Annotated in this window: 24 protein-coding genes and 1 tRNA gene; 18 read left to right on the top strand and 7 right to left on the bottom strand. The window is 32.5% G+C overall.

The window, feature by feature from the left end; all coding sequences use genetic code 11:
* The first annotated feature begins 2 nt into the window (after window positions 1-2).
* Window positions 3-77: transfer RNA gene (locus B8T70_RS16135), tRNA-Pro, on the top strand.
* 175 nt (window positions 78-252) lie between these two features.
* Here the strand turns inward: B8T70_RS16135 and B8T70_RS16130 are convergent.
* Window positions 253-1,272: a cytochrome-c peroxidase gene (locus B8T70_RS16130; RefSeq protein ID WP_086895488.1), complete on the bottom strand. Its 1,020-nt coding sequence runs from the start codon at window positions 1,270-1,272 to the stop codon at window positions 253-255.
* A gap of 435 nt (window positions 1,273-1,707) precedes the next feature.
* On the opposite strand from B8T70_RS16130, the gene B8T70_RS16125 reads away from it, so the two are divergent.
* From B8T70_RS16125 to B8T70_RS16085, 9 genes are all read left to right on the top strand, one after another.
* On the top strand, window positions 1,708-4,218 hold the full coding sequence (locus tag B8T70_RS16125) for a DUF2339 domain-containing protein (protein WP_086895487.1): 2,511 nt from the start codon (window positions 1,708-1,710) through the stop codon (window positions 4,216-4,218).
* On the top strand, window positions 4,181-5,431 hold the full coding sequence (locus B8T70_RS16120) for a hypothetical protein (RefSeq protein WP_165763226.1): 1,251 nt from the start codon (window positions 4,181-4,183) through the stop codon (window positions 5,429-5,431). Before B8T70_RS16125 ends, B8T70_RS16120 begins: the two co-directional genes overlap by 38 nt.
* Window positions 5,432-5,740: 309 nt before the next feature.
* Entirely contained in the window at window positions 5,741-6,508 is a 768-nt protein-coding gene (locus B8T70_RS16115; RefSeq protein ID WP_035627818.1) for a ParA family protein, read from the top strand.
* Between the two features lie 5 nt (window positions 6,509-6,513).
* Complete coding sequence (locus tag B8T70_RS16110) at window positions 6,514-7,413, top strand: ParB/RepB/Spo0J family partition protein (RefSeq protein WP_039112350.1); 900 nt, start codon at window positions 6,514-6,516, stop codon at window positions 7,411-7,413.
* A complete protein-coding gene (locus B8T70_RS16105; RefSeq protein ID WP_039112351.1) occupies window positions 7,413-7,976 on the top strand; it encodes a DUF5683 domain-containing protein in 564 nt (187 codons plus the stop codon). Before B8T70_RS16110 ends, B8T70_RS16105 begins: the two co-directional genes overlap by 1 nt.
* A gap of 46 nt (window positions 7,977-8,022) precedes the next feature.
* Complete coding sequence (gene dapB / locus B8T70_RS16100) at window positions 8,023-8,721, top strand: 4-hydroxy-tetrahydrodipicolinate reductase (protein ID WP_086895486.1); 699 nt, start codon at window positions 8,023-8,025, stop codon at window positions 8,719-8,721.
* 72 nt (window positions 8,722-8,793) lie between these two features.
* Window positions 8,794-10,350 carry a signal peptidase I gene (gene lepB / locus B8T70_RS16095; protein WP_086895485.1) on the top strand — a complete coding sequence of 519 codons (1,557 nt, stop codon included), beginning with the start codon at window positions 8,794-8,796 and terminating at the stop codon, window positions 10,348-10,350.
* A gap of 43 nt (window positions 10,351-10,393) precedes the next feature.
* Window positions 10,394-11,998: a signal peptidase I gene (gene lepB / locus B8T70_RS16090; protein WP_086895484.1), complete on the top strand. Its 1,605-nt coding sequence runs from the start codon at window positions 10,394-10,396 to the stop codon at window positions 11,996-11,998.
* Window positions 11,999-12,079: 81 nt separating this feature from the next.
* Window positions 12,080-12,697 (top strand): WbqC family protein, encoded by a 618-nt coding sequence (locus B8T70_RS16085; protein WP_039118088.1) that lies wholly within the window; start codon window positions 12,080-12,082, stop codon window positions 12,695-12,697.
* Between the two features lie 8 nt (window positions 12,698-12,705).
* Here B8T70_RS16085 and B8T70_RS16080 read toward each other — a convergent pair whose 3' ends face one another.
* From B8T70_RS16080 to B8T70_RS16055, 6 genes are all read right to left on the bottom strand, one after another.
* Window positions 12,706-13,752: an endonuclease/exonuclease/phosphatase family protein gene (locus B8T70_RS16080; RefSeq protein ID WP_039112356.1), complete on the bottom strand. Its 1,047-nt coding sequence runs from the start codon at window positions 13,750-13,752 to the stop codon at window positions 12,706-12,708.
* A 19-nt stretch (window positions 13,753-13,771) separates the two neighbouring features.
* Window positions 13,772-14,641, bottom strand: a complete 870-nt coding sequence (locus B8T70_RS16075) for a rhomboid family intramembrane serine protease (protein WP_086895483.1) — start codon at window positions 14,639-14,641, stop codon at window positions 13,772-13,774.
* 43 nt (window positions 14,642-14,684) lie between these two features.
* The gene (locus B8T70_RS16070; RefSeq protein ID WP_086895482.1) at window positions 14,685-15,500 is read right to left on the bottom strand and encodes a rhomboid family intramembrane serine protease; all 816 of its coding nucleotides are present in this window, start codon (window positions 15,498-15,500) and stop codon (window positions 14,685-14,687) included.
* Window positions 15,497-17,419: a DNA mismatch repair endonuclease MutL gene (gene mutL / locus B8T70_RS16065; protein WP_086895481.1), complete on the bottom strand. Its 1,923-nt coding sequence runs from the start codon at window positions 17,417-17,419 to the stop codon at window positions 15,497-15,499. The genes B8T70_RS16070 and mutL overlap by 4 nt, the downstream gene beginning before the upstream one ends.
* Window positions 17,420-17,582: 163 nt before the next feature.
* Window positions 17,583-18,152, bottom strand: a complete 570-nt coding sequence (ribH, locus tag B8T70_RS16060; RefSeq protein WP_039112359.1) for a 6,7-dimethyl-8-ribityllumazine synthase — start codon at window positions 18,150-18,152, stop codon at window positions 17,583-17,585.
* A gap of 76 nt (window positions 18,153-18,228) precedes the next feature.
* Window positions 18,229-19,014: a tol-pal system YbgF family protein gene (locus tag B8T70_RS16055; RefSeq protein ID WP_086895480.1), complete on the bottom strand. Its 786-nt coding sequence runs from the start codon at window positions 19,012-19,014 to the stop codon at window positions 18,229-18,231.
* Window positions 19,015-19,256: 242 nt separating this feature from the next.
* Here B8T70_RS16055 and B8T70_RS16050 point away from each other — a divergent pair, with 242 nt between their 5' ends.
* The 8 genes from B8T70_RS16050 (at window position 19,257) to B8T70_RS16015 (ending at window position 26,524) form a co-directional block, all read left to right on the top strand.
* Window positions 19,257-20,336, top strand: coding sequence for a DNA replication/repair protein RecF (locus B8T70_RS16050; protein ID WP_035627786.1), 1,080 nt, complete (start codon window positions 19,257-19,259; stop codon window positions 20,334-20,336).
* 63 nt (window positions 20,337-20,399) lie between these two features.
* Window positions 20,400-21,095 carry a thioredoxin domain-containing protein gene (locus tag B8T70_RS16045; protein WP_086895479.1) on the top strand — a complete coding sequence of 232 codons (696 nt, stop codon included), beginning with the start codon at window positions 20,400-20,402 and terminating at the stop codon, window positions 21,093-21,095.
* 13 nt (window positions 21,096-21,108) lie between these two features.
* Window positions 21,109-21,786 (top strand): DUF2461 domain-containing protein, encoded by a 678-nt coding sequence (locus B8T70_RS16040; protein WP_086895478.1) that lies wholly within the window; start codon window positions 21,109-21,111, stop codon window positions 21,784-21,786.
* A gap of 75 nt (window positions 21,787-21,861) precedes the next feature.
* A complete protein-coding gene (locus tag B8T70_RS16035; protein ID WP_086895477.1) occupies window positions 21,862-22,920 on the top strand; it encodes a glycosyltransferase in 1,059 nt (352 codons plus the stop codon).
* A gap of 240 nt (window positions 22,921-23,160) precedes the next feature.
* The gene (hisC, locus tag B8T70_RS16030) at window positions 23,161-24,261 is read left to right on the top strand and encodes a histidinol-phosphate transaminase (protein ID WP_086895476.1); all 1,101 of its coding nucleotides are present in this window, start codon (window positions 23,161-23,163) and stop codon (window positions 24,259-24,261) included.
* Between the two features lie 164 nt (window positions 24,262-24,425).
* Window positions 24,426-25,439: a UDP-N-acetylmuramate dehydrogenase gene (gene murB / locus B8T70_RS16025; RefSeq protein WP_086895475.1), complete on the top strand. Its 1,014-nt coding sequence runs from the start codon at window positions 24,426-24,428 to the stop codon at window positions 25,437-25,439.
* Between the two features lie 10 nt (window positions 25,440-25,449).
* On the top strand, window positions 25,450-25,908 hold the full coding sequence (locus tag B8T70_RS16020) for a GNAT family N-acetyltransferase (RefSeq protein WP_086895474.1): 459 nt from the start codon (window positions 25,450-25,452) through the stop codon (window positions 25,906-25,908).
* Window position 25,909: 1 nt separating this feature from the next.
* Complete coding sequence (locus B8T70_RS16015) at window positions 25,910-26,524, top strand: FMN-binding negative transcriptional regulator (RefSeq protein ID WP_086895473.1); 615 nt, start codon at window positions 25,910-25,912, stop codon at window positions 26,522-26,524.
* Window positions 26,525-26,565: the final 41 nt, after the last annotated feature.

The raw sequence follows: 26,565 nt of genomic DNA, 5'->3' as shown, positions 1-26,565 counted from the left end.
TTCGGGGTGTAGCGTAGCTCGGTTATCGCGCCTGCTTTGGGAGCAGGAGGCCGCAGGTTCGAATCCTGCCACCCCGACAAAAGTCTTTTCATTTATTTGAAAAGACTTTTTTGTTTTACAACAAATCCAATATTAAATCCACTATAACGTCCCGAAGGAAAAGCAGAAACTTGGCAGGTCATATTAGCTCAAATGAAACAAGGGCTCCTCAAAAAAATTTGAAGAACCCTCGTTCAGTTTAAAATCAATTATTTATTCTTTATACTTTGCATCAACATCGGCTGTCAACGTTTTCAGGAAGGCAACCATATCATCGGCTTCTTTATCCGTAATCTCTTTATCCAGTTGCAATTTCCCCATCATTTTTACAGCTTCTTTCAGTGAAGCAACTGAACCATCATGAAAGTAAGGTCCTGTTTTTTCAACGTTTCTCAAACTCGGAACTTTAAACAAGAACTGATCACCTTCTTTTTTAGTTAAATCATAAAGTCCTTTATCCATTTTTTTGCTACGAGTCATTTTAGTGTAATCTCCATAAACTCCGAATTTCTGGAACATCTGTCCACCAAGAGCTACACCACCATGACACGTTATACAACCATTGTCTATAAAAGAATTTAGTCCTTTTTTTTCCTGATCATTTAATGCTGATTCATTTCCGTCTAAATAATCATCAAATTTACTTTTAGGAATCAACTTACGCTCAAAAGCACCTATTGCATTGGCAAGATTATCAAAAGTAATAGGCTCTTTATCATTAGGGAATACTTTCTTAAAAAGAGCTTGATACTCTGGAATCTCTCTTAATTTTTTCTCCAAAAATTCCGCGTTCGGAATTCCGTGTTCAACAGGATTTAACAAAGGTCCTTTGGCTTGCTCTTCTACATCTTTAGCTCGACCATCCCAAAACTGCATAGAATGAAGTGAGGAATAAATTACCGTAGGAGAGTTACGCCCTCCTAATTCCTTCGTATCTCCCACTGAAAGGGATTTATTATCTACACCAAAAGTGGCAAGATTATGACAGGAATTACAACTAATGGTTCCGTTTTTAGACAATGCTTTATCATAGAATAATTTCTTACCCAGATCGATTTTCACTTGTGGAATATCTTCTCCTGTTATTGTTGAAACAGATTTAAAGAAATTAGATGCTTTGGTTAATAATTCAGATTTCTCGACTACTGGAGCTTTTGAGAAATCATGTTCACTCGATTCTTTCTTGCAGGCTACAAAAGCAAGTCCTGCCATAATTAAGACAACTTTTTTCATTTGAGTATTGATTTAGTTTTGCAAAAGTCAATGTAGAACTCAAGGTGAAATAATTACTAATCCTTTTTATGTTTCTCCTCTTAATTAATAAAGTAGTCTTTACTAAATTTTAAATTCTATTTTTATTAAACTGTTGCATTAAATTAATTCTCGAATTTAAAAAAACATTATCGCCATAAAGCTGATTATTATCATAAAGTAGGTTTTATTTTACAATATATACAATTGTAATAAAAATCAAAAGCAGTAATTCATTCAAAAGTGAATAAAGAATCTCTAAACCCAAAAAATGATGAAAGCCATTTATTTTAAAATTAATTCTAGATTTTATATTTATATCACAAAACACTTTATACAGATAAAAACTACCAAAATACTTTAACACTATTAAAATGTTATTATATTTACCGCTTACAATATTTTATTTATTTGTTTATGGAGACATTTCTGTTTTTACTAATATTTGTTTTTCTGATCTATATACTCAACACTCTTAATAAGCGATTTGACCAAATTGAGAATGATATTTCATCTCTTAATAAAAAATTAGATCAGCAAAAAACGATAGAGAAACCAGCAGAAACTATTTCTGTTGCTCCAATTCCTGTTATAAAGAAAGAAGAAATCAATATAACTCCTGAGGAAATAAAACCTCCTACTCTTGAAATAGCCAAGGAAGAAATCATCGAAGAAAAGATTCCAGAAAAAGAGTTGGAAAAAATTGCTCTTTCATACAATTCCGAAAACACACCTAAGCCAGTAGAGCTTAAAGAAGCTCCTAAACCTTATGTTCCGCTTCCGCCAAAGAAATCTTTCTGGGAGAACTTTAAAGAACAAAATCCTGATTTAGAAAAATTCATTGGTGAAAACTTAATCAACAAAATCGGAATTCTGATTCTTGTTTTAGGAATTAGCTATTTTGTAAAATATGCCATTGATAAAGATTGGATAAATGAACCTGCTCGAGTAGGAATTGGAATCCTTGCTGGTGCATTGGTAATGGGAGTTGCTCATAAATTGCGTAAAAACTACGCCGCCTTTAGTTCGGTTATCGTAGCTGGTGCAATTGCAATATTCTATTTTACGATCGGAATCGCTTTTCATAGCTATCATTTATTTAGCCAGAGCGTTGCATTTGGTATAATGGTCGTAATTACAGCTTTTAGTGCACTTATATCCTTATCTTATAATAGGATTGAACTTGCCGTGCTCTCCTTAATAGGTGGATTTGCCGTTCCTTTTATGGTAAGTACTGGCGAAGGAAATTATGTTGTATTATTTACTTATATCATTATCTTGAATATCGGAATTTTAGCTTTGGCTTATCATAAAAAGTGGAATCTGGTTAATATTCTAGCCTATGTATTCACCATTATATTATACGGTGGCTGGTTGGTTAATGACTTAACTAGCGAGAAACCTCATTATCTAGGTGCATTCGCATTTGGGTTTGCTTTCTATTCTATTTTTATTTTAATGAATATCATTAACAACATAAGAACAAAAGGAGAATTCTCTACCCCACAATTAGTCATTTTAGCCAGTAACACTTTCTTATTCTATGCTGCAGGAATGGCAATTCTAACAGATTATCATCCTGAATTAAGAGGATTATTTACAACCATAATTGCATTACTTAATTTAGTTTACGCTTGGTTTTTATACAAAAAATTCGGACTGGATAAAAAAGCTGTTTATTTACTCATCGGCTTAACATTAACCTTTGTTACACTAGCAATCCCAATTCAGTTTAAAGGGAACTACATTACTTTATTCTGGGCTGCCGAGGCAGTTTTATTATTATGGCTTTCGCAAAAATCAAAAATTGTCAGTTATCGATTTGGTTCAGTAATTGTTCATGCCTTAATGATAATAAGTTTGATAATGGATTGGGCTAAGTTCTACGAGTACACAGCCGTTTTAAACATAATTATCAATCCTATATTCATTACAGGATTGGTCGCAATAGCATCATTATTCACTGTTTCTTATCTATTAAAACCTGAAACCAACAATACCGAAATGCTTGGCTTTAGTTTTAATCCAGAAAAATATGGAAAATTCATTTTTGGATTAGGACTTGTCATCAGTTATTTTGTTGGATTACTCGAAGTGATTTATCAATCTAATTATTATTTCGAAAACACATATTCTGCTGCTGCATTTACTGTAGTATATCATTTATTATTCTTTGCAATTGTAGCTGGTTATTTAGCACGAAAGAAAACAGATTCCAGTTATCAAGGTACAACGTTAATTGCGCTTATCAATATTATCTTGTTTACTTTTTGGTTCTCAAATTACGCCTTTGGAGAACACGAAGAAATCATAAGTTCAGGAACTGGAAGTCCTTATGCATTTTACCTGCATTACATTTCTTTATTAATAATTATCTATTTCGGTTATCTATTATATCAAATCAATTCTAAGAAACTTGTTTTCTCAATATTGAGTAATAAAATTTATATCTGGGCAGCTGCATTTATTTTAATCTACATTGCAAGCACTGAGCTAATGCTTCATGGTTTAATATTGATGAATTCTCCAATAACAACAGACCAAATTCAGGCAAGCAACTTGTATGCAACTTACAAAACTGATTTAGGATATATAAGAGAGATGCTGACCGAAGAAGCAATAGATTTGGCCAGAACCAAAATAATCAAAACTGGTTTCCCTATTCTTTGGGGAATTTTAGCTTTTGTTTTCCTTATCATAGGAATAAAAAAACAAACCAAAACCATTCGTATTATTGCTTTAGCATTATTAGGATTAACAATCGTAAAATTATTTTTATACGATATTAGCAACATTTCCGAAACAGGAAAAATTATATCGTTTATACTATTAGGTATCTTAATTTTGATAATCTCTTTTGTCTATCAAAAAATTAAAGTACTAGTAATAGATGAAAACAAACCCAATGAAACTGATGAAACCAAATAAATTTTTATTTCTATTATTCTTAGTAAACTTTTCGTTTGCACAATATAATACTACTGCAAAAATAAAAGCAGTAACATCAACTGGATTAAACAAGATCGTTTTGCCACCAGCAATTCGTTCCGCGTCTAAAGAAGATTTAAGTGATTTCAGGATATTTGATTCAAAAGGAATTGAAGTTCCTTACTTTGTTGTGCGAAATGAAAAAGAGACACTTTCAAATTCTTTTGAAGAATATAGCATTGTGTCCAAAACTGTTGTTCCAAACAAGAGCAGTTCTATTATTATTGCCAATCCATCAACGCAAAGTATCAATCAAATTTCGCTTTTTATTGCCAACTCCGATGTAGTAAAAACATATAATATTTCAGGAAGTAACGACCAAAAAGAATGGTTTGGTTTATCTAATGCACAAAAACTATACGACCTAAATAGCACTGATAAAACAAATGTTATCAAGACTATATCATTCCCTCTATCTTCTTATCAATTTTTGAAAATAGATTTTGATGATAAAAAAACATTGCCAATAAATATACTAAAGGCAGGAAATTACAACCATCAGGTAAAAACCAATTCGCTACAAGAAATAGTTCCAAAGAGTAGTTCGGTAACTCAACTTACATCTGAGAAGAAAACAAAAATTCATATAGTTTTTGATGCACCACAGATTATAGATCAAATTGCATTCGATATTTCGAAACCAGCATTCTACAAACGAGATGCAACTATTTATAAAAATGCTACTCGAAAAGTAAAACGTAAAATAGAAACGTATGAAGAAAATATTACCTATTTCGAATTAAATTCGGATACAAAAAACACGTTCAATGTTCCACAAATATTCGAGAAAGAAATTTATATCGCTATCGACAATCAGGATAATCCTGCATTAAATATTGCTGAAATAAAATTTTACCAAATCCCCGTTTCAATAGTTGCCAGTTTAAATGCAAATGAAAACTATACTATCAAAACAGGAAACAATAATTTGAACGAACCTCAATATGACCTTTCCAATTTCAAGAATAGCATTTCGGCTAATTTACCCGAGGCTTCTATTTCCGAAATAAAACAAATTGCTTCTACAGATACTACAATTCAAAACAAATCTTTTTGGCAACAATCATGGTTTATGTGGATGTGTATAATAATTGGCGGAATTGCAATTTTATATTTTACTGCGAGTTTAGTAAAAGACATGAAAAAAGAATAATTAATTAATCCGAATCTTTATTTTAAACAACATTATTTAGTTTGTACCCGAAATACTAATTTTCAGACTATTAGCCAACAATCAGTTGATATTCAATAGTCTCTAAGAAAGTTATTATTTTAAATCACACATAAATAGAAAAAGCTAAGCCTGATACAAACAAATTGAAATCGTCTTTAGAAATAATACCTATTTTAAAAACAGTAGGCTGTCAAACGACGATTAATCAAGGTTTAACAAATGTTAACAAAATAGATTTTCAAAAACCATAAATAATCGTATTTTTACGGTTCAAAATTCAGAAAATAAATGGGCAAAATCATTGCGATTGCTAATCAAAAAGGAGGCGTTGGAAAGACTACAACATCTGTAAATCTTGCGGCCTCATTAGGTGTTTTAGAAAAAAAAGTATTACTAATAGATGCTGACCCTCAAGCAAATGCTACTTCAGGACTTGGTATTGATGTAGAAGTTGTTGAAATTGGTACCTATCAAATACTAGAACACAGTCATACGCCAAAAGAAGCTATTATTCAATGTACAGCTCCAAACGTAGATGTGATTCCGGCTCACATTGACCTTGTTGCTATCGAAATCGAATTGGTCGATAAAGAAAACAGAGAATACATGCTAAAAAAAGCATTAGAAAGTGTTAAAGATGAGTACGATTATATCATTATCGATTGTGCACCTTCATTAGGACTTTTAACTTTGAATGCTTTAACAGCGGCCGACTCTGTAGTTATCCCTATTCAATGCGAATATTTTGCACTTGAAGGTTTAGGAAAATTACTAAACACGATTAAAAGCATCCAAAAAATTCATAACCCAGACTTGGATATTGAAGGATTGTTACTAACCATGTACGATTCTAGATTACGTTTATCAAATCAAGTTGTTGAAGAAGTTCAAAAACACTTTAATGATATGGTTTTTGATACCGTTATCCAACGAAATGTAAAATTAAGTGAAGCTCCTAGTTTTGGCGAAAGCATTATAAACTATGACGCTACAAGTAAAGGAGCTGTTAATTACATAAACTTGGCTCAAGAAATTATAAAGAAAAACAGTAAATAGTTTTTATGACAAAAGCGATTAAAAAACAAGCCTTAGGAAGAGGATTATCTGCATTATTAAAAGATCCGGAAAATGATATAAAATCCGTTGACGATAAAAATGCTGATAAGGTTGTAGGAAGTATTATAGAGCTTGAAATTAGTGCTATCGAAATAAATCCGTTTCAACCCCGAAGCAATTTTAACGAAGAATCATTACGTGAACTAGCCACTTCTATCAAGGAGCTTGGTGTGATTCAACCTATAACTGTTCGAAAATTAGACTTCAATAAATACCAATTAATTTCTGGAGAGCGTCGTTTACGTGCTTCAACATTAATCGGCTTAACACATGTTCCTGCATACATACGAATTGCAAATGACAACGAATCATTGGTTATGGCATTGGTTGAAAATATTCAACGTCATGATTTAGATCCGATAGAGATTGCACTTTCTTACCAACGTTTGATTGATGAAATCCAGTTAACTCAAGAACAAATGAGTGACCGTGTTGGTAAAAAACGTTCTACAATTGCAAACTACTTACGTCTTTTAAAACTAGATCCAATTATCCAAACTGGTATCCGTGATGGTTTTATAAGTATGGGTCATGGTCGTGCAATTATAAACGTTGACGATTTAGATGTTCAAACCGATATTTACCAAAAAATTGTTAGCCGTAATTTATCTGTACGTGAAACAGAAGCTTTGGTAAAAAACTACCACGAAAGTTTAAAACCTAAACCTGCTGGAAAACCAAAAGCCTCTTCATTTGACATCGAAGAAGATCAAAAAAGCACATTTACAAATTATTTTGGCGCAAAAGTTGACATAAAAGTAGCTGGAAACGGAAAAGGAAAAATTACAATTCCGTTCCATTCTGAAGAAGACTTTGCCAGAATTATCAAATTAATAAACGGGTAGTGAATAAAATAGTTCCCATAGGTCTATTCTTTTTTCTATTAGGAAGTACTGCTGTTTTTGCTCAGTCAAAAAAAGGAGATGCTGCCTTGGTAGCAAAAGACACCCTAAAATCGACTGAGATAGACCCACTTACTCCTGCAAAAGCAGCTTTTTACTCTGCTATTTTACCAGGATTAGGACAGGCATACAATAAAAAATATTGGAAAATACCTCTAGTTTACGGAGCCATAGGTACAAGTTTGTATTTCTATATTGATAATAATAAAAAATACCATCAATATAGAGATGCATACAAACGTAGACTTGAAGGCTACAACAATGACGAACTTCAATATCTGGACGATAGCAGACTTATTGCAGGTCAAAAATTTTATCAACGTAATCGAGATTTATCTGCCCTAGTAACCTTGGGCTTTTATGTTTTAAATATAATAGATGCAAATGTTGATGCTGCATTGATTCAGTTTAACGTAAATGAAAGATTATCTTTACGTCCAGAAATATACCCCGACGATGTAACATTAAGACCCAACGTTGGACTAACATTTAATTACCACTTTTAAATTGCAGTGATAAACTGCAATTTTTGAATTTAAAATAAACATACAAATGAAAATTGCGCTTTTAGGATACGGAAAAATGGGGCAAGTAATCGAAAGAATTGCTTTAGAAAGAGGTCATGAAATTGTCTTAAAAAAAGACGAATTCAATACTTATGAAGGACTTGAGACTGCTAATGTAGCCATCGATTTTAGCGTTCCATCTGCTGCAGTTGCAAACATTTCTAATGCTTTTAACGCTAATGTCCCTGTAGTTTCCGGAACAACAGGCTGGTTAGAGCATTATGACGAAATGGTTGCTCTTTGCAATGAAAAAAAGGGAGGATTTATCTCTAGCTCAAATTTTAGTTTGGGTGTAAATATCTTCTTTGAGCTTAACGAACACTTAGCTAAAATAATGGCTAAATTCGATAACTACAAAGTTGATATGGAAGAGATTCACCATACTCAAAAACTAGATGCTCCAAGCGGTACAGCTATTTCATTGGCCAAAGGCGTAATCGAAAACAGCGCTTACAAAAACTGGACTCTTGACGAAGCCAAACCTACAGAAATTCATATCGAAGCCAAAAGAATTGGCGATGTTCCAGGTACACATACTGTAACGTACAATTCTGGAATTGATAGTATCGAAATAAAACATACAGCACATAATCGTGAAGGTTTTGCTCTTGGAGCTGTAATAGCTGCTGAGTGGCTTGCAGGAAAGCAAGGTATCTTTACAATGAAAGATGTTCTGGAATTTTAAATAAAAAACAATTTAAAAATATAATAATTCGTTTATCGAAAGACTATATTTTAAACTTTAAAACAAATTAGTATGACACTATATTTATGGTTTGTATTCTTTTTAGCAGTGCAAGTTATTCACTTTATAGGAACTTGGAAATTATATGAAGCTGCAGGAAGAAAAAGTTGGGAAGCAGCAATTCCTGTATATAATGCTATTGTACTAATGAAAATTATTGGTCGACCAACTTGGTGGACAATATTGCTTTTTATTCCAATCATTAACTTGATTATGTTTCCAGTAATCTGGATTGAAACCTTAAGAACTTTCGGGAAAAAATCTACATTAGATACTATTCTTGGTCTTGTAACTTTAGGTTTTTACATCTATTACGTTAATTACACTCAAAAATTAGTTTACAATGCTAATAGAAGTCTAACTCCAGAAAGCAAAACTGCCGATACTGTTAGCTCCCTTCTTTTTGCTATAATTGTAGCTACTTTGGTTCATACTTACATCGTTCAGCCATACACAATTCCTACTTCATCATTAGAAAAATCATTACTTATTGGTGACTTTTTATTTGTAAGTAAAGTTAACTATGGCCCTAGAGTTCCTATGACAACTATTGCCTTGCCAATGGTACACGACTCTATCCCGATGACTAAACAAAAATCATATCTAAAATGGCCTCAATTGCCTTATTTTAGACTTCCTGCTTATGAACAAATAAAACGAACAGATATTGTCGTTTTTAACTGGCCAATGGATACCGTATATAAGTTTTTTGACACTTCTAAAAGAAGAGCCGACAAGCCAATTGATAAAAAATCAAATTACGTAAAAAGATGTGTTGGTGTTCCAGGTGATAGTTTAGCGATAAAAGACGGAATCGTTTACATTAACAACAAAGTTTTAGTTTTACCAGAAAGAGCTAAACCTCAATACTCTTATGCAGTAGCTTTAGACGGGAAAACTCCTATTGATTTTGAAGTATTACTAAGAGAATTAGATATTACTGACGGTGCCGGATTTAAAGATGATGTAAAAAAAGACACTTTATATTTTAGAGCTCTAACAGAAGCTAGTGCTGCAAGATTAAGAAATATTCCTGGAATAACTAATGTAAGAAGAGAAATTGCAAAAGGATCAGATCCAGGTATTTTTCCACAGTTAGACAAATGGAATGCCGATAATTTTGGTCCAATTTATATTCCTCAAAAAGGAAAAACAGTTGCATTAACAACCGAATCTTTACCATTTTACAAAGCAATTATAAAAGAATACGAAGGGAATGATTTACAAGTAAATGGTTCAGAAATTCGTATTAACGGTAAAGTCGCTACAACATATACTTTCAAGCAAGATTATTATTGGATGATGGGAGACAACCGTCACAACTCCGAAGATAGTCGTTATTGGGGATACGTTCCAGAAAATCATATTGTTGGAAAACCAGTATTCATCTGGATGAGCTGGGACACAAATGGTAAAGGAATGAGCAAAGTTCGTTGGGACAGAGTTTTCACTACTGTAAATGGTGAAGGTCAACCACAATCGTACTTTAAATATTTCTTATTTGCTCTTGCAGCATTTTTTATCGGTGAATATTTCTGGAAAAAAAGAAAAGAGAAAAAGAATATCTAATCACAAATTCTTAGTTTAATAATCTTAACTTAAAAAAACTGATATGTCATTTTATTCATGGTTTGTATTCTTCTTAGTAATTCAAGTAGTTCATTTTATAGGAACATGGAAATTATATGAGGCAGCTGGAAGAAAAAAATGGGAAGCTGCAATCCCTATTTACAATGCCATTGTATTAATGAAAATTATCAGTCGACCAACTTGGTGGACATTATTACTTTTTATTCCGATTATCAACTTGATTATGTTTCCAATAGTTTGGGTTGAAACCCTACGAACTTTTGGAAAAAAATCTACATTAGATACCGTTCTCGGACTTGTTACTTTCGGTTTTTACATCTATTATGTAAACTATACTCAAAAATTAGAGTACAATGCAAACAGAAGTTTAAGACCCGAAAACAAAACCGCAGATACACTTAGCTCGCTTCTTTTTGCAATAATTGTTGCAACTATAGTTCATACCTATTTTATCCAGCCATTTACAATACCAAGTTCATCACTAGAAAAAACATTACTAGTTGGTGATTTTCTATTTGTAAGCAAGGTAAATTATGGCGCAAGAATACCAATGACTACAGTAGCCTTGCCTATGGTGCATGACACTATTCCTGGGCTAAAAAAGAAATCGTACTTATTTAATGATGATGTAAATCAAAAAAAGACTTCACTTTTAAACAAGCTACAATTACCTTATTTAAGATTACCTGGTTTTGAAGAAATAAAACGCAATGACATTGTTGTATTTAATCAGCCTGCTGATACTCTTTTGGACATGAATAATTTTTCGCCAGATAGAAATTATTACAAACCAATAGATAAAAAAACTAACCTAGTTAAAAGATGTGTTGGTGTTCCTGGAGATTCCCTAGAGATAAGAAACGGACTTGTCTTTATTAACGGAAAAGAAATGAAACAAACTGAAAGAGTAAGACTTCAGTTTTCTTATAACATTAAATTTAAGGTCAAGTTCTCTTCTTATGAAGAAATTTCAAATCTTTTAAGACAATATGACATTACCGATGATCTAGGTTACGATCCTAAAACTGAAACTTATTATGTACAAGCTACTCCAGATGCAGCTAATAAGGCTAAAAGTAATCCTTATGTAGAGAGTCTTGAGCTAAGGAAAGCAAACAAAGGAGACAGAGACCCTAAAATATTCCCTCATAACAAAGATTACAACTGGAACAATGATTTTTTTGGTCCAATTTATATTCCTCAAAAAGGAAAAACAATCAACATTAACCTAAAAGTTCTTCCTATTTACAAACGTCTAATATCAGAATACGAACGTAATGATTTAGAAATAAAAGGAAATCAAATTTTTATTAACGGTAAAGTTGCTACAACTTACACATTTAAACAAGATTACTACTGGATGATGGGTGATAATAGAGACAACTCTATCGATGCCAGATATTGGGGATTTGTACCTTTTGATCACGTTATCGGGAAACCCGTATTTATATGGATGAGCTGGGATACTCATGGCAAAGGACTAAATAAAGTTCGCTGGGACAGAGTTTTCTCAACTGTAGATGGAGAAGGGCAACCACAATCATACTTTAAACATTTCTTATTTCTATTGGCAGCCTACTTTATTGGCGACTATTTCTGGAGAAAAAGAAAAGAGAAAAAAGCATAACACGTTTATTCGTTGAACTGTTTAATCGTTTACTTGTGCTTTCAACAAGTAAACGATTAAACAATCAAACAAAAATAGCACATGAATTCATTATTACTTCCAACCTACTTTCCTTCAATTAGTCATTGTGCTGTAATGGCGCAATCTGAAAGTATTACGTTTGAGATAGAAGATAATTTCCAAAAACAAACCAACAGGAACCGTACGTATATTTATAGCCCAAATGGACTACAATTATTAAACATCCCTGTTAAGCACTCTAAAAATGCACATCAGAAAACCAAAGAGATTCAAGTAGAAAATGAATTTGATTGGCAAAAACAACATTTTAAATCGCTGGAAGCTGCGTATAGAAGTTCTCCTTTTTTCGAGTTTTTTGAAGATGATATACGTCCATTTTTCGATAAGAAACATCAATTCTTAATGGATTTGAATTTTGAAGCTTTAGATATCGTTTCTAAATGCCTACGAATGAAATTAGAGTACACTAAGACCTCAGAATACTTTCATGAGGTTGATGCTAGTATTTCGGATTTTAGAGTCTTAGCTAACGGGAAAAAAGATACTAATGCATTCGAAACCTACACGCAAGTCTTTGATGACAAACATGGTTTTATAAATAACCTAAGTGTATTGGATTTGCTTTTTAATGAAGGTAAATATGCTATGGACTATTTAAAGAATCAAAAGCTGCTATAATTCATTTCTTATTCCATTGAAAGAGTAGCCAAAATAGGAAAATGGTCAGAGTTTTCAAAATCTGAGAAGCTTTCAAATTTCTTTACTTTCATCTTACTATCAGCAAAAATATAATCGATTCTTGCAGGATAGTAGCGGAACTTATAAGTAGCTCCAAATCCTACTCCAGCTTCTTCAAAACTATCTTTTAGTTTTCCTTTTATATTGCGATATACGTATGAAAAAGGGCTATTATTCATATCTCCACAGATTATAAGTGGATATGTGCATTCTTTTTTATTTTCTCTAAATATCTCAGCTTGTTCTTGCTGCTGCTTAAATGCTTTACTAATTCTGGAAAGAATAAGTTGTGACTTTTCCTGATTCATCACATCGATATTATCAGAAATCTCATTTACATCGGGCGAAATCTTAATTGACTGCAAGTGCATATTATAAACTCTAATAATGTCTTTACCACGCTTTATATCAGCATAAATTACATTATTATTAGAATTAGGAAAAACAATATTACCTTGATATAATATAGGAAACTTAGAAAAAATTGCCTGACCTGTTTTAATCTTATTTCCTTCCATAAATATATACCGATGCGGATAAACCTTTAAATCGATATTAGCAGAATTTGAGAACTCCTGAATACATAAAATATCTGGATTTTTTTCATTTATAAACGTTTCTATATCAAGCGGAACATCTTCCCTGTCTATCCATTTAAATACATTAAACAAACGTACGTTATAACTCATTACTGTAAAATCCTTACTACTCTCAACATATTCTTTAGTCGAAAATTTATAGAATTTATTTATAAAAGTAATCCCCATCAAGAGCACTAATCCTGACAAAATCATTCGTTTTTTAAACTGAATTGCCCAATAGAAAAAGAACAATCCATTGAACACAAAAAACAATGGCATAAACAAAGTAAATACCGATAAAAGAGGGAAAATTTTGGGTGCTAAAAATGGCAAAACATAAGCGCTAAATGTCAATACAGTGAGTACTATATTCAGAAAGAACATTATCTTATTAAACCATGAAAGGTTTTTCATTTTCTTTTAATTAATGATTTTACTTTCCCGCTTTAAACAAAAATTCTTTTTCTTCTTTTGTCAAACAATCGTAACCCGACTGACTAATTTTATCTAAGATTTCATCAATTTGTTGTTGCGTCTTGTCTTTGGTAACAATTTTAGAAGTTGTAGTTCTTTGCGTTGGTTTATTGTTATAATTTTTATGCACTTTCTTAAAAGGCGTAGATGGTGATTTCTTAAATAAATTAGTAAAGAAATCCAAAACACGAGTAACAATCTTACTCAAATCTACTCCACTTTGCAATAGTTTTATAAACACAAATCCGAAAACAGCACCTGCAAGATGAGAAATATGCCCTCCCATATTACCAGATTTAAACTGCATAAGATCCAAAACCAAAATAACAAGTGTAATATGCCATAACTTAACACTACCAATAAGTAACAAACGAACAGGCATTAATGGCTGATATGTAGTCGTAGCAACCAAAATAGCCATAATTGCAGCCGAAGCACCAACTACTGAAGCACTAAGATTTAAAAAATAAAAGCTAAGCGCAAATGCTACTCCAGCAAAGATTGCACTTAAAATATACAAACCTAAATACTGCTTTTCGGTAAAAAAAGTCAAGAACAAAGAACTTGCAAAATTTAAAACCAACATATTAAATAACAAATGCAGAAATCCATCATGAAAAAAAGCATAGGTTAAAAATGTCCATGGTTTAAACAAGAAATCAGATGGTTCTGATGATAATGCTAACCAACTTGGTAAAGCAAATTGTCCTGTTGAAAATTGATAAAAAAACACCAATGAAATTAAAAAACAAGCAATATTCCAATAGATTACTCGCTGAGCAATACCTCCCATTTTATATTGCAACTTTAAATCGTCTAATATATTCATATGTGTTTTTTGTGTTTAAAATTTAGATAATAAAGCTAAAAAATTAATTCCAACGATTATTATTAAACTGCGTCTTTTTCCAATACCACATCATTAAATATCCTACGAGTGCTCCACCAACGTGAGCAAAATGAGCAATTCCTGTACCACCACCACCAAACAATGAATTTCCTTGGAAACCTAAAAACAAATCGACAGCAATAATTCCTGGTACAAAATACTTCGCTTTTATAGGCACTGGAATAAACATAAGAGCCAACTCAGCATTAGGAAACATAAAAGCAAAAGCTACCAAAAGTCCATAAATTGCTCCCGAGGCACCTACCATTGGAGTCTGATTAATTATAGATGCATCAAATAAACTTTTAAAATTAACCTCATTTAATAGATTAATTTTTCCAGCTTCAGCTAAAATTGGTTTAATACCATCCATAAACAAATCTCCTCGGTAACTTGTTCCATCAGTAAAATTAACATTCATTATATGATGTAATGAATTATCTGACAAACCTAAACTAGACGCTCCTTCTAAAGCACTCTGTATTTCATAATAATTAAAACCTAATTGTAGTAAAGCAGCACCTAATCCGCATGAAATATAAAAGAATATAAACTTTTTACCTCCCCAAAAATGTTCTAATGCCGAACCAAAAGAAACTAATGCAAACATATTAAATGCAATATGCATAAATCCTCCATGCATAAACATATGCGTGATAGGCTGCCAAAGTTTAAAATGGTAGTTCTCTGGAAAGTATAATGAAAAGTATTCATAAGAAACCGGCACTAATTGTGAGCCAAGGAAAAAGATAATATTAATTATCAATAATTGTTTTACAACAGGAGTCATGTTCATCATAATGCAAATTTTTTATCTATATCTTCCACACGCATGGTGATGAAAGTTGGTTTTTGAAATGGAGAAATATTTGGATCTTTACAAGCAAAGAGTCCATTTACCAAATTATCTTGTTCTTTTTCTGTCAAGTATGTTCCTGTTTTTACAGCCATACTTTTTGCCATCGATTTGGCAATGGTATCATTTTGCGAAAAGCTACTTTCTGGAATTCCATCCTGCAAATCACTTAATAATTGTTCTATAACCAGCGAAACTTCACTTTCGGTACTGTTTATAGGTATTCCCGAAATAACAATATGTTCTTCGGTTGTAGATTCAAAAACGAAACCAGTATTTACAAGCGATAATTGCAATTCTCTTATAATTTCCATATCCGTAGAGGAATAAAACAAATTAAGAGGGAACAATAATTGCTGGCTTGAAGCCTGATTAACCGTCATATTATGTAAAAATTGCTCATATAAAATACGTTGGTGTGCTCGTTGCTGATCAACAATCACCATTCCGGATTTTATAGGCGAAACAATGTATTTTTTATGTATTTGATATGTTTTATGAACAGTTTGCTCAACCTCATCATCATTAAATAAAGACGAAGTTACTTCTTCATTCTCAAAAGACATCATCCCTACTTCTTCCGTATCCTGCTTTAAACCTACATACAAACTTTCCCAACTAGCTGTTGGCTCAGGTTTTTTATAACTAGAATAAGAGCCAGAACCTGATGAACTGGCACCAGAACTATAACTAGATCCTGAACTATAACTAGATCCCGAATTTGTATTTGCATAATGTTTATTTGGTGTATCATCTGCAAATGGGTTAAAGTTACTATTAACCTGAATCGTTGGAGTTTCTCCTTCTAAATCTTTATAATGATAAGGCGTATCAAGATTAGCATCACGATCAAAATCTAAAACAGGCGCCACATTAAACTGTCCTAAACTATGCTTTATAGACGCTCTTAAAATAGCGTATAAAGCCTGTTCATCATCAAACTTAATTTCTGTTTTTGTCGGATGAATATTGATATCGATTGTGTTTGGCGGCACAGATAAATACAAGAAATAACTTGGTTGCGCACCATCTTTTAAAATTCCATCATAAGCAGCCATAACTGCATGATGCAAATAGCTACTTTTAATAAAACGATCATTAACAAAGAAAAACTGTTCTCCCCTGCTCTTTTTAGCAAACTCAGGTTTACTAACAAATCCTTTTATTGCAACTATTTCTGTTTCTTCATTTACCGGAACCAACTTTTCATTGGTTTTACCAGCAAAGATTCCAACGATACGTTGTCTAAAACTAGAAGGAGGTAAATTATACATCTCACTTCCGTTATGATAAAAAGTAAAATGAATATTGGCATGCGCCAAAGCTACACGCTGAAACTCATCCATAACATGGCGAAATTCAACTATATCCGACTTTAAAAAGTTTCTACGGGCAGGAATATTAAAAAATAAGTTTTTAACCGCAAATGAAGTCCCTTTAGGTAAAACAGCTACTTCTTGCGAAACAAATTTACTTCCTTCAATAATAATATGTGTTCCTAACTCTTCCTGATCCTGTTTGGTCTTCATTTCCATATGGGCAATCGCAGCGATAGAAGCTAGTGCTTCTCCACGAAATCCTTTAGTATGCAATGAAAACAAATCTTCGGCTTGGCGAATTTTAGAAGTCGCATGACGCTCAAAACACAAACGCGAATCGGTAACACTCATTCCAGAACCATTATCGATTACTTGTACCAATGACTTTCCTGCATCTTTGATGATTAATTTAATATCCGTTGCTTTAGCATCAACTGCGTTTTCTAAAAGCTCTTTCACCACCGAAGCAGGTCTTTGAACGACTTCTCCAGCAGCAATTTGATTGGCAACGTGATCAGGAAGTAATTGTATAATACTCGACATTAAGAAAAAATAGATTAAAGGTTAAGGTTTAAAGTTTCAAAACCAAGAAGCACAAATTTAATGAATTTTAGCTGGTTTTTTTGACTTGAGGACTCATAAAAAAAACAAAAAACCTATACTATTTTTACACAGTATAGGTTTAAGTATTCTTACAAATGTGTTTTTATTTTTCTAGTTCCAATGGTTTGTCTTCTATTTGAAGCGCACCAGCTGATAACAACTGTTGGTTTTGAAACTGATTTAAAGAAGCTTGCTGACGGATGTATGCCATTTTTATTGCAGCAATAGCAGCCTCGGTACCTTTGTTACCATGAATACCACCACTTCTGTCAATAGATTGTTGCATATTATTATCTGTTAACACACAGAAAATAACTGGAATATCAGTTTGAACATTCAAATCTTTAATTCCTTGAGTTACACCTTCGCATACAAAATCAAAATGCTTTGTTTGTCCCTGGATTACACATCCAATTACAATTACAGCATCAACATTTTGAGTTTGTAACATTTTTTTTGCTCCATATATCAACTCAAAACTCCCAGGAACATTCCATCGGATAATTTGTTGTGCAGGAACTTGATTTTCAATAAGTGTTTCAAAAGCGCCATTATAAAGCCCTTCTGTTATAGTGTCATTCCACTCAGAAACAACAATCCCAAATCGAAAATCTTTCGCATTTGGGACTGTGTTTTTATCGTAATCGGATAAATTTTTATTTTCGGTAGCCATCTTTATATTTAAGATTTTAAAATTTGAGATTGTAAGTTACGAATCTAAAATTAAAAAAATGAAATCTAACTATTAATTATTGTGCTAAACCAATCAAAACATCAACAGAAGCTGCTTCTGGAGTTGCCTCGAAGTTCTCTTTAACATTTGTAAAATACTTAAGAGCATCTGCTTTTTGACCTAAAGCCAAAGCAGTTTTACCAGCTTTTAGTAAGAAACGTGGTGTAGTAAAATCATTTTTATTTAATTCAGCAGCTTTTATATAATAGTCTAAAGCTTCTTTTTGTTGATTTTTTTGAGAATAAGCATCACCAATTGCTCCTTTAGCTAAAGCTCCTAAAATTAAATCTTTAGAGCTAAATTTACCTAAGTAAGAAATTGCCTCATCATATTTACCAATGTTTAAGTATGCAACACCAGCATAATAGTTTGCTAAATTTCCAGCATCAGTTCCTGAATACTCATCAGCGATTTTTACAAATCCAAATTTACCTTCAGAACCATTTAATGATAATTTATACAAAGAATCACTAGCTACACCATTAGTTGCTTTTTCAAAGTTTTGTTGAGCAACAAACATTTCATTAGCAGCTTCATCTTGTTTAGGAGCAGTAATAAATTTTTGGTAAGCCAAATAACCTACAGTTCCTAGAGCAATTGCAGCAACTAATCCAATAATGATCTTCTGGTTTCTAGCAACCCAATCCTCTGTCTTAGAAGCAGTTTCATCTAATTTAGAAAAAACTCCAGCAGTAGTACTGTTTTTTCCATCAAGAATTACTTGTTGTTCTTCATTGACAACTTCATCTTTAACTTCCTTTTCTTTAGGTGCTTTATATCCTCTTTTATTGTAAGTAGCCATTTAAAATTAATTTAGTGAACGGCAAAAATAAAATTTTTATTGAAACTTACATGAAAAAAATCAATTTTATATTTATTTTTAAAAAAAATCCTTCAAAAATGGACTTTTATACGCCGTAAAATCAAAAAAAATCACACTCAACGTCCCAAAAAACGGTTTATATCGATATTTTTCAATAATTTGCACACGCTTAAAAATTGTCATCTAAAAACAATAAAAAGCTTTATTTCAGCAACTTACAAATGTATCTAAAAAAGATTTCTTTATTCAACTATAAAAACTTTTCCGAAGCCAATTTCGAATTTGACAAAAAAATAAATTGTTTTGTTGGAAAAAACGGTATTGGAAAAACCAATGTACTCGATGCTATTTATCATTTAGCCTACGGAAAAAGCTATTTTAATCCTTTGGCAGTGCAAAACATCAAGCACGGAGAAGAGTTTTTTGTAATAGATGCCGAGATAGAAAAAAATGAACGAAACGAACAAATAGTTTGTAGTTTAAAAAAAGGACAGAAAAAAATCCTAAAAAGAAACGGCAAAGCCTACGATAAATTCTCAGACCATATTGGTTTTATTCCTTTAGTAATAATTTCTCCTGCCGACAGGGACTTAATTGTAGAAGGAAGTGAAACTCGTCGTAAATTTATGGACACCGTGATTTCGCAACTAGACTCCCATTATCTGCAACAACTTATTCAATACCAAAAAGTAATTAGCCAGCGTAACGCGCTACTTAAATATTTTGCTTTGAATCATGTTTTCGACAACGACACCTTATCTATATATAATGAACAATTGGATAGCTACGGAAAAACCATTTTCGATAAAAGAAAACAATTCATCGAAGCTTTTATTCCAATTTTCAATACACATCATCAGGCGATAACTGGCTCCGAAGAAACTGTTCAGTTAGTCTACGAAAGTCATTTGTTCGAAAAAGACCTATTAACTCTTTTACGAGAAAACATTAATAAAGACCGCGCCTTGCATTATACAAGCGTCGGAATACATAAGGATGATTTGTCTTTTGAAATCGACCATCATCCTATTAAAAAATTCGGATCACAAGGACAGCAAAAATCTTTCTTGATCGCACTAAAACTGGCTCAATTTGAATTCTTAAAAAAACAAAGCGGTGTAAAACCCCTGCTCCTTTTTGATGATATCTTTGATAAATTAGACGAAAGTCGGGTTGCCAAAATTATCGAAATGGTAAATAAAGATACTTTCGGGCAACTTTTTATTTCAGACACGCATCCTGAACGAACTGAAACTATCGTAAAATCGACACATCAGACTTATAAAATATTTAATTTATGATTTTGTGCTGTTTCCAAAATTAAAAAAACCCTTAAATTAGCCTACACATTTAAATTCAAGATTATGAAATTCCCACAAACATTCCTTATTATAATTACATTCGTACTAGCATCTTGCAACGGACAATCTAGCAAAAATGTATCAGTTATTGAGCCAGCAGCTTTCGCAGAAAAAATAAAAGCTACTGAAAACCCACAGATTTTAGACGTAAGAACTCCAGATGAATTTGCATCTGAACATATTGACAATGCTGTAAACGTAAACTGGAACGGCGATGATTTTGCTACAAAAGCAGTAACTTACGATAAATCTAAACCTGTTTTTGTTTATTGTTTAAGCGGTGGAAGAAGCAAAAAAGCATCTCAAAAATTACAAGAATTAGGTTTTACAACTATATATGAGCTTGATGGCGGAATCATGAAATGGAACGCCGAAGGACATTCTAAACCAAGTACCAAAGCTACAGGAATGACAAGCGACGAATATGCTGCTTTATTAAATACTGATAAAAAAGTCCTGATTGATTTTTATGCTGAATGGTGTGGTCCTTGCAAACAAATGACTCCGTACCTTACGAAGATGCAAAAAGAATTAGCCGATAAAGTGGTTATTATTCGTATCGACGTTGACCAGAATAAAACCTTGGTAAAAGACATGAAAATCGACCAACTTCCTACTCTATTATTATATGAGAACAAAGAAGTAAAATGGAAAAATACAGGATTTATCAGTGAAGCCGATTTAAAAAAACAACTATAATAAAACTAAAAATATGCTTACCAAAGAAAGTTTACAATTTTTAGATGATTTAAAAACCAACAATAATAGAGATTGGTTTTTGGAAAATAAAAAACGTTATGAAATCTTCAAAAAAGATTATCACCAACTAGTTGCCGATTTCCTGGATGCCATGAAACCTATGGATCCATCATTAGAGTTATTGGAAGTTAAGAATTGTACATTCCGAATTAATCGTGATATCCGTTTCTCTAAAGACAAATCTCCTTATAAAGCGCATCTTGGCGTTTGGCTTTCTACCGGTGTAAAAGGACAAAACCGTGCTGGATATTATCTACACATCGAGAAAGGCGCTAGTTTTATAGCTGGAGGTTTTTATTCGCCAGAAGCCGAAGATTTAAAAAAGGTACGTAAAGAAATTGCATTCTTCCATGATGATTTAGAAGCTATCATTGCCGATAAAAATTTCAAGAAAGAATTCGGAAGTCTTGACGTAACCGAAACTAATTCGCTTAAAAACCCACCACGCGGATACGAGAAAGACCATCCTGCAATTGAGTTTTTAAAATTAAAAAGTTTTACTGCTACGCAAAAATACGATATCAAAGAAGTTACTCAGAAAGATTTTGTTGCTAAAATGAGTCAGAAACTTATTACGTTAAAACCATTAAATGAATTCATTAATCGTGCTTTAACGACTGACGAATTTTAAAAAATCAGATATTTTTTGCCACAGATTAAAAGCCTCCCTTTTCTGTGGCAAAAAAAACAAAAGACAAATCACTGAATGAAAAAAAGAAAAATACTTTTTCTTGGCGAATCCTACCGAGCCGATGCTATTACATGGATTAAAGGCTTGAAAGAATTTGGTGATTTTGACATTTGTACTTGGGAACTCAAAACTCCAAACAATACTAAACTTAATCGTTTCAAGCGAATAACCGAATATCTCTTTGCTCCTTTCACGATAAAAAAAATCATTCGATTAGAAAAACCAGATATGGTTATTGCCGAAAGAACGACCAGTTATGGTTTTCTTGCTGCAATATCGGACGCAAAAACAATTGCAATTGCGCAACAAGGCCGAACCGATTTATGGCCTGAAGGTTCTCTATTATTACCCCTTAAAAAAATCATCCAGAAACACGCATTCAAAAAAGCACATTTAATACATGCTTGGGGACCTGTTATGACAATCTCTATGAAAGCTATAGGCGTAGATATGAATAAGGTTTTGGTCATGCCAAAAGGAATAGATTTATCTCTTTTTGAAGCATCCGAAAACAAATCAAATAGAATTGATGCAATCGTAACACGCTCCTTGCAACCCGAATACAGACACGATTGTATCCTGAAAGCTTTTGCAATTTTAGACAAACAAAACATTGACTTCTGTTTAACAATTGTTGGCAACGGAACCAGATTAGAATATCTTAAAAACCTAGCTATAGAATTAGGCATTCAAAACAAAGTAATCTTTACTGGAAGAATCCCAAATACCGAACTTCCTAAACTATTACAACAAGCTATTTTTTATATTAGTATGCCAAGTACCGAAGGGGTTTCTGCCTCATTATTTGAAGCTATGGCGTGTAATTGTTACCCTGTTGTATCTGATATCCCTGGAAATCAAAGCTGGATAAATCATCGTGAAAACGGACAATTAATCCCGATTGATGATTATACAAATCTTGCCGAAGAACTTATCTGGGCATATAAAAATACTGATTCACGAAATAAAGCGATTATACAAAACAGGAAGTTTATAGAGGAAAATGCAAACTATAAAATCAACATGAAAGTTATTGCCGATAAATATCATGAGTTATTAGATTCTCGAAAGTAATTAATTAGAAAGACTATTTCAAAACAAAAAAATAACCGCAGAGAACGCAATGTTTTACGCAAAGTTCGCAAAGCTGGATCAACACCTAGCTTTGCGAACTTTGTGTTTTCTATACATAGTGAGATAATAATCTTTGCGCACTTTGCGGTAAAAAATCTTATTTTATTCAACGCGTAACATTTCTTCAATCCTAACGTCATACTCTTTTACGGAATAGTTTAATTTAATTCTTAAATAAATATGAATAACAGAAGAAACTGGCTGAAACAAATAGGATTAGGCACAATAGGATTAGGCTTTTGCCAATTTGATGGATTTGCAAATACTCCATCAGATTATATCTTACCCAATTTAGATAACTCTCCTATACTATTAAGATCAAATGAAAATCCTTACGGCCCGTCTCCGCTTGCTCGTGCAGCAATGGCAAAAAGTGTAAACAGCAGTAATAGATATAACTGGAAGCTTTGGTCAGAATTAATTTCTCTTATCGCAAAAAAGAATAACGTTTCAGATAACAATATTTTATTAGGTGCAGGTTCGACCGAAATTTTAGATTTAGTCCTTCAATACGCAGCTTTAAACAAAGGTAATTTTATAATTGCTGGAACTACATTCGATTACTGGATAGCTCCTTCTGATAAATTAGGCTTAAAAAAAATCACCATTCCATTAACTGATGACAAAAAACATGATTTAACAGCGATGTTAAAAGCTATTGATTCAGACACAAAAATGGTCTACATCTGCAATCCCAACAATCCGACGGGGACAATTTGTGACAGAGAAAAACTGGTATCCTTTATCTACGAAGCAACCAAAAAAACAATGGTTTTTGTAGACGAGGCTTATATCAATTTTACTACAGAACAATCATTAAGCAACCTTGTTACTGAAAACAAAAACCTGATAATAACCAAGACTTTTTCAAAACTTTACGGATTAGCTGGTGCACGTATCGGCTATGCAATTGCACATTCTGCCATTATTGAGCAATTAGGCAATTTAAAATCATCAACAAATATGTCAGTTAGCGTTATCTCAGCTTCTGCTGCCATAGCATCTCTAAATGATGAGAATTTTACTAAACAAGTATATTCCTCAAACGAAGAAGCAAAAAAATATACTATTGATCAGCTTACTCAATTAAACATAACTTGTATTCCGTCCTATTCAAATTTTATTTATTTCTCTTTAGCCAATTATAAAAAAGATTATTTCAAGCAATTAGAAGATCATAATATATTAGGAACGAAAATTTATGAAGAAAATGGAAAATGGACGAGAATCACGATAGGCACCATGAAAGAGATGCAACAATTTATTGAAGCTTTAAAATAAATCTTTATCAAAAAAAGCTATCTAAAGCTTTTGCAAGATATTATAACATCAATTTATTTTTTAACGAATTTAATCGTCTGTTATTTTATAGAAACTCAACTCAAAATAGATTAAAATCCTTACTTTTGAGCTCTCGATTAATTCTACAAAAAAGTTTCGCATTTATGGAAATTCTATCTCAATTTTCTTTAAAAAATCATAATACTTTTGGCATTGAAGCCAAAGCAAAACAATTTATTGCCGTACATTCAATTGATGAATTGAGAAAGGTTTTAGAAGAAAATAAAAACCAAGCAAAATTTATTTTAGGTGGCGGAAGTAATATGCTTTTAACTAAAGATATTGATGCCTTGGTAATTCATATTGATTTAAAAGGAAAAAAGATAGTTGACGAAAATAATGATTTTGTTTGGGTTGAAAGTCAAGCTGGAGAAACATGGCATGATTTTGTGCTCTGGACAATCGAGCAAGATTTTGGCGGATTAGAAAACATGTCGCTTATTCCTGGTAATGTAGGAACTACTCCTGTACAAAACATTGGCGCTTATGGAACTGAAATAAAAGATACGTTTGTTTCTTGCCAGGCAATGAATATAGAAAATCAGGAAATAAAAACTTTTACTCATGCGGAATGTAATTTCGGATATCGCGAAAGCATTTTTAAACACGAAGTAAAAGACCAATATATTATTACCTCTGTAACTTACAAACTAACGAAGCGCAATCATAAAATCAACACTTCGTACGGAGATATTACTGCCGAACTAGCCAAAAACAACATTACAAACCCTAACTTAAAAGACGTTAGTAATGCTGTAATTGCGATTAGACAAAGTAAATTACCAGACCCAAAAGAACTAGGAAATAGCGGAAGCTTCTTTAAAAATCCTATTCTATTAAAATCAGACTTCGAAAAGATACATCAGAAATTCCCAGAAATGAAATATTATGATGTTTCCGAAACTGAAGTTAAAGTTCCTGCTGGCTGGCTTATAGAGCAAGCTGGTTTTAAAGGAAAACGTTTTGGCGATGCCGGAATTCACAAAAATCAAGCTTTGGTTTTGGTTAATTACGGAAATGCTACTGGACAAGAAATTCTGGCAATCTCTAAAGACATCCAAAAAACAGTTTTCGAAAAATTCGGAATACATATAGAAGCCGAAGTAAATGTAATCTAAATCTAAAAATATGAGTATAACTCTATCTATCAAAACAATAAACCCTGATAACAAAAATGTAGCTCCTATTATTAATGAGTTATGCATGAACCTTCAGGAACGTTTTGGCAGCGACGGGAAAAACTCATTTACAGATTGGAACAATAACAACCCCAAATATTTATTTATTGCCGCCGAACTCGATAACGAAATCGTAGGTTGTGGCGCAATAAGACCTATTACAGAAACTACAGGCGAAGTAAAACGGATGTATGCTAAATATCCGCGAAAGAGAATCGGTCAATCTATTTTATCCTACTTAGAAACGAAAGCTAAAGAGATTGGTTACGATGAATTAATCCTGGAAACTCGGGTTAAAAATCTGGAAGCAACACAATTCTATCAAAAATCAGGTTATAAAATCATTCCAAACTACGGCAAATATGTAAATAACTCCGAAGCAATTTGTTTTGGAAAAAACTTAATATAATATGCACACACCAAGTATATTCAAAAATGAAGATCCTGAAGCAATTAGAGCTTTTCTTAAAGAAAACAGCTTCGGTATATTAATCAATCAGACGAATGGAAAATTGTGGGCAACACATATTCCACTAGAAATAGAAACCAATGCCGATGGCAAAGAAATATTGTGCGGTCACATCTCTAAACTAAATCCGCAAGGAGAAGGCTTTACACAGAATGATCAGATTCTAGCTGTTTTTTCTGGTCCGCATAGTTATATTTCGTCTTCATGGTATGATCATGAAAATGTACCTACCTGGAACTATATTGCAGTACATATTTATGGTAGAATAAAAATTGTAGATCACGAAGCTGCAGTAGAATCGCTAAAAAAATTAGTAGACAAATATGAAGCCAGTTCAGAAAAACCTGTTCGAGTAGAAGACTTATCTGCAAAAACAATGCGACAAGCACACGGAATAATCGCTTTCGAGATTGAAATAGATGAAATTCAGGCTACTAAAAAAATGTCTCAAAACAGAGACGATATTAATTACAAAAACATAATCACAGCCTTAGAAAAAACAGAAAACCCTCAGTCTATTGCGGTTGCAAAAGAAATGGAAAAATGCAGAAAGTAATTACAAATTAAGGGTTGAAAATCGGGAATTCATAATTACAT

The organism is Flavobacterium sp. AJR (genome assembly GCF_002156885.1).
Classification (GTDB): Bacteria; Bacteroidota; Bacteroidia; order Flavobacteriales; family Flavobacteriaceae; genus Flavobacterium.
This window is presented reverse-complemented; position numbering and strand designations above follow the sequence as displayed.

What these genes read in the sequence shown, in the direction of transcription:
- ribH (WP_039112359.1), bottom strand. Translation starts at nt 18,152, where the DNA reads ATGGCTACCGAAAATAAAAATTTATCCGATTACGATAAAAACACAGTC.
- B8T70_RS16070 (WP_086895482.1), bottom strand. Translation starts at nt 15,500, where the DNA reads ATGATGAACATGACTCCTGTTGTAAAACAATTATTGATAATTAATATT.
- B8T70_RS16040 (WP_086895478.1), top strand. Translation starts at nt 21,109, where the DNA reads ATGCTTACCAAAGAAAGTTTACAATTTTTAGATGATTTAAAAACCAAC.
- B8T70_RS16120 (WP_165763226.1), top strand. Translation starts at nt 4,181, where the DNA reads ATGAAAACAAACCCAATGAAACTGATGAAACCAAATAAATTTTTATTT.
- B8T70_RS16110 (WP_039112350.1), top strand. Translation starts at nt 6,514, where the DNA reads ATGACAAAAGCGATTAAAAAACAAGCCTTAGGAAGAGGATTATCTGCA.
- mutL (WP_086895481.1), bottom strand. Translation starts at nt 17,419, where the DNA reads ATGTCGAGTATTATACAATTACTTCCTGATCACGTTGCCAATCAAATT.
- B8T70_RS16085 (WP_039118088.1), top strand. Translation starts at nt 12,080, where the DNA reads ATGAATTCATTATTACTTCCAACCTACTTTCCTTCAATTAGTCATTGT.
- B8T70_RS16020 (WP_086895474.1), top strand. Translation starts at nt 25,450, where the DNA reads ATGAGTATAACTCTATCTATCAAAACAATAAACCCTGATAACAAAAAT.
- B8T70_RS16075 (WP_086895483.1), bottom strand. Translation starts at nt 14,641, where the DNA reads ATGAATATATTAGACGATTTAAAGTTGCAATATAAAATGGGAGGTATT.
- B8T70_RS16045 (WP_086895479.1), top strand. Translation starts at nt 20,400, where the DNA reads ATGAAATTCCCACAAACATTCCTTATTATAATTACATTCGTACTAGCA.
- lepB (WP_086895485.1), top strand. Translation starts at nt 8,794, where the DNA reads ATGACACTATATTTATGGTTTGTATTCTTTTTAGCAGTGCAAGTTATT.
- B8T70_RS16080 (WP_039112356.1), bottom strand. Translation starts at nt 13,752, where the DNA reads ATGAAAAACCTTTCATGGTTTAATAAGATAATGTTCTTTCTGAATATA.
- dapB (WP_086895486.1), top strand. Translation starts at nt 8,023, where the DNA reads ATGAAAATTGCGCTTTTAGGATACGGAAAAATGGGGCAAGTAATCGAA.
- B8T70_RS16050 (WP_035627786.1), top strand. Translation starts at nt 19,257, where the DNA reads ATGTATCTAAAAAAGATTTCTTTATTCAACTATAAAAACTTTTCCGAA.
- B8T70_RS16015 (WP_086895473.1), top strand. Translation starts at nt 25,910, where the DNA reads ATGCACACACCAAGTATATTCAAAAATGAAGATCCTGAAGCAATTAGA.
- lepB (WP_086895484.1), top strand. Translation starts at nt 10,394, where the DNA reads ATGTCATTTTATTCATGGTTTGTATTCTTCTTAGTAATTCAAGTAGTT.
- murB (WP_086895475.1), top strand. Translation starts at nt 24,426, where the DNA reads ATGGAAATTCTATCTCAATTTTCTTTAAAAAATCATAATACTTTTGGC.
- B8T70_RS16115 (WP_035627818.1), top strand. Translation starts at nt 5,741, where the DNA reads ATGGGCAAAATCATTGCGATTGCTAATCAAAAAGGAGGCGTTGGAAAG.
- B8T70_RS16130 (WP_086895488.1), bottom strand. Translation starts at nt 1,272, where the DNA reads ATGAAAAAAGTTGTCTTAATTATGGCAGGACTTGCTTTTGTAGCCTGC.
- B8T70_RS16055 (WP_086895480.1), bottom strand. Translation starts at nt 19,014, where the DNA reads ATGGCTACTTACAATAAAAGAGGATATAAAGCACCTAAAGAAAAGGAA.
- B8T70_RS16035 (WP_086895477.1), top strand. Translation starts at nt 21,862, where the DNA reads ATGAAAAAAAGAAAAATACTTTTTCTTGGCGAATCCTACCGAGCCGAT.
- B8T70_RS16125 (WP_086895487.1), top strand. Translation starts at nt 1,708, where the DNA reads ATGGAGACATTTCTGTTTTTACTAATATTTGTTTTTCTGATCTATATA.
- hisC (WP_086895476.1), top strand. Translation starts at nt 23,161, where the DNA reads ATGAATAACAGAAGAAACTGGCTGAAACAAATAGGATTAGGCACAATA.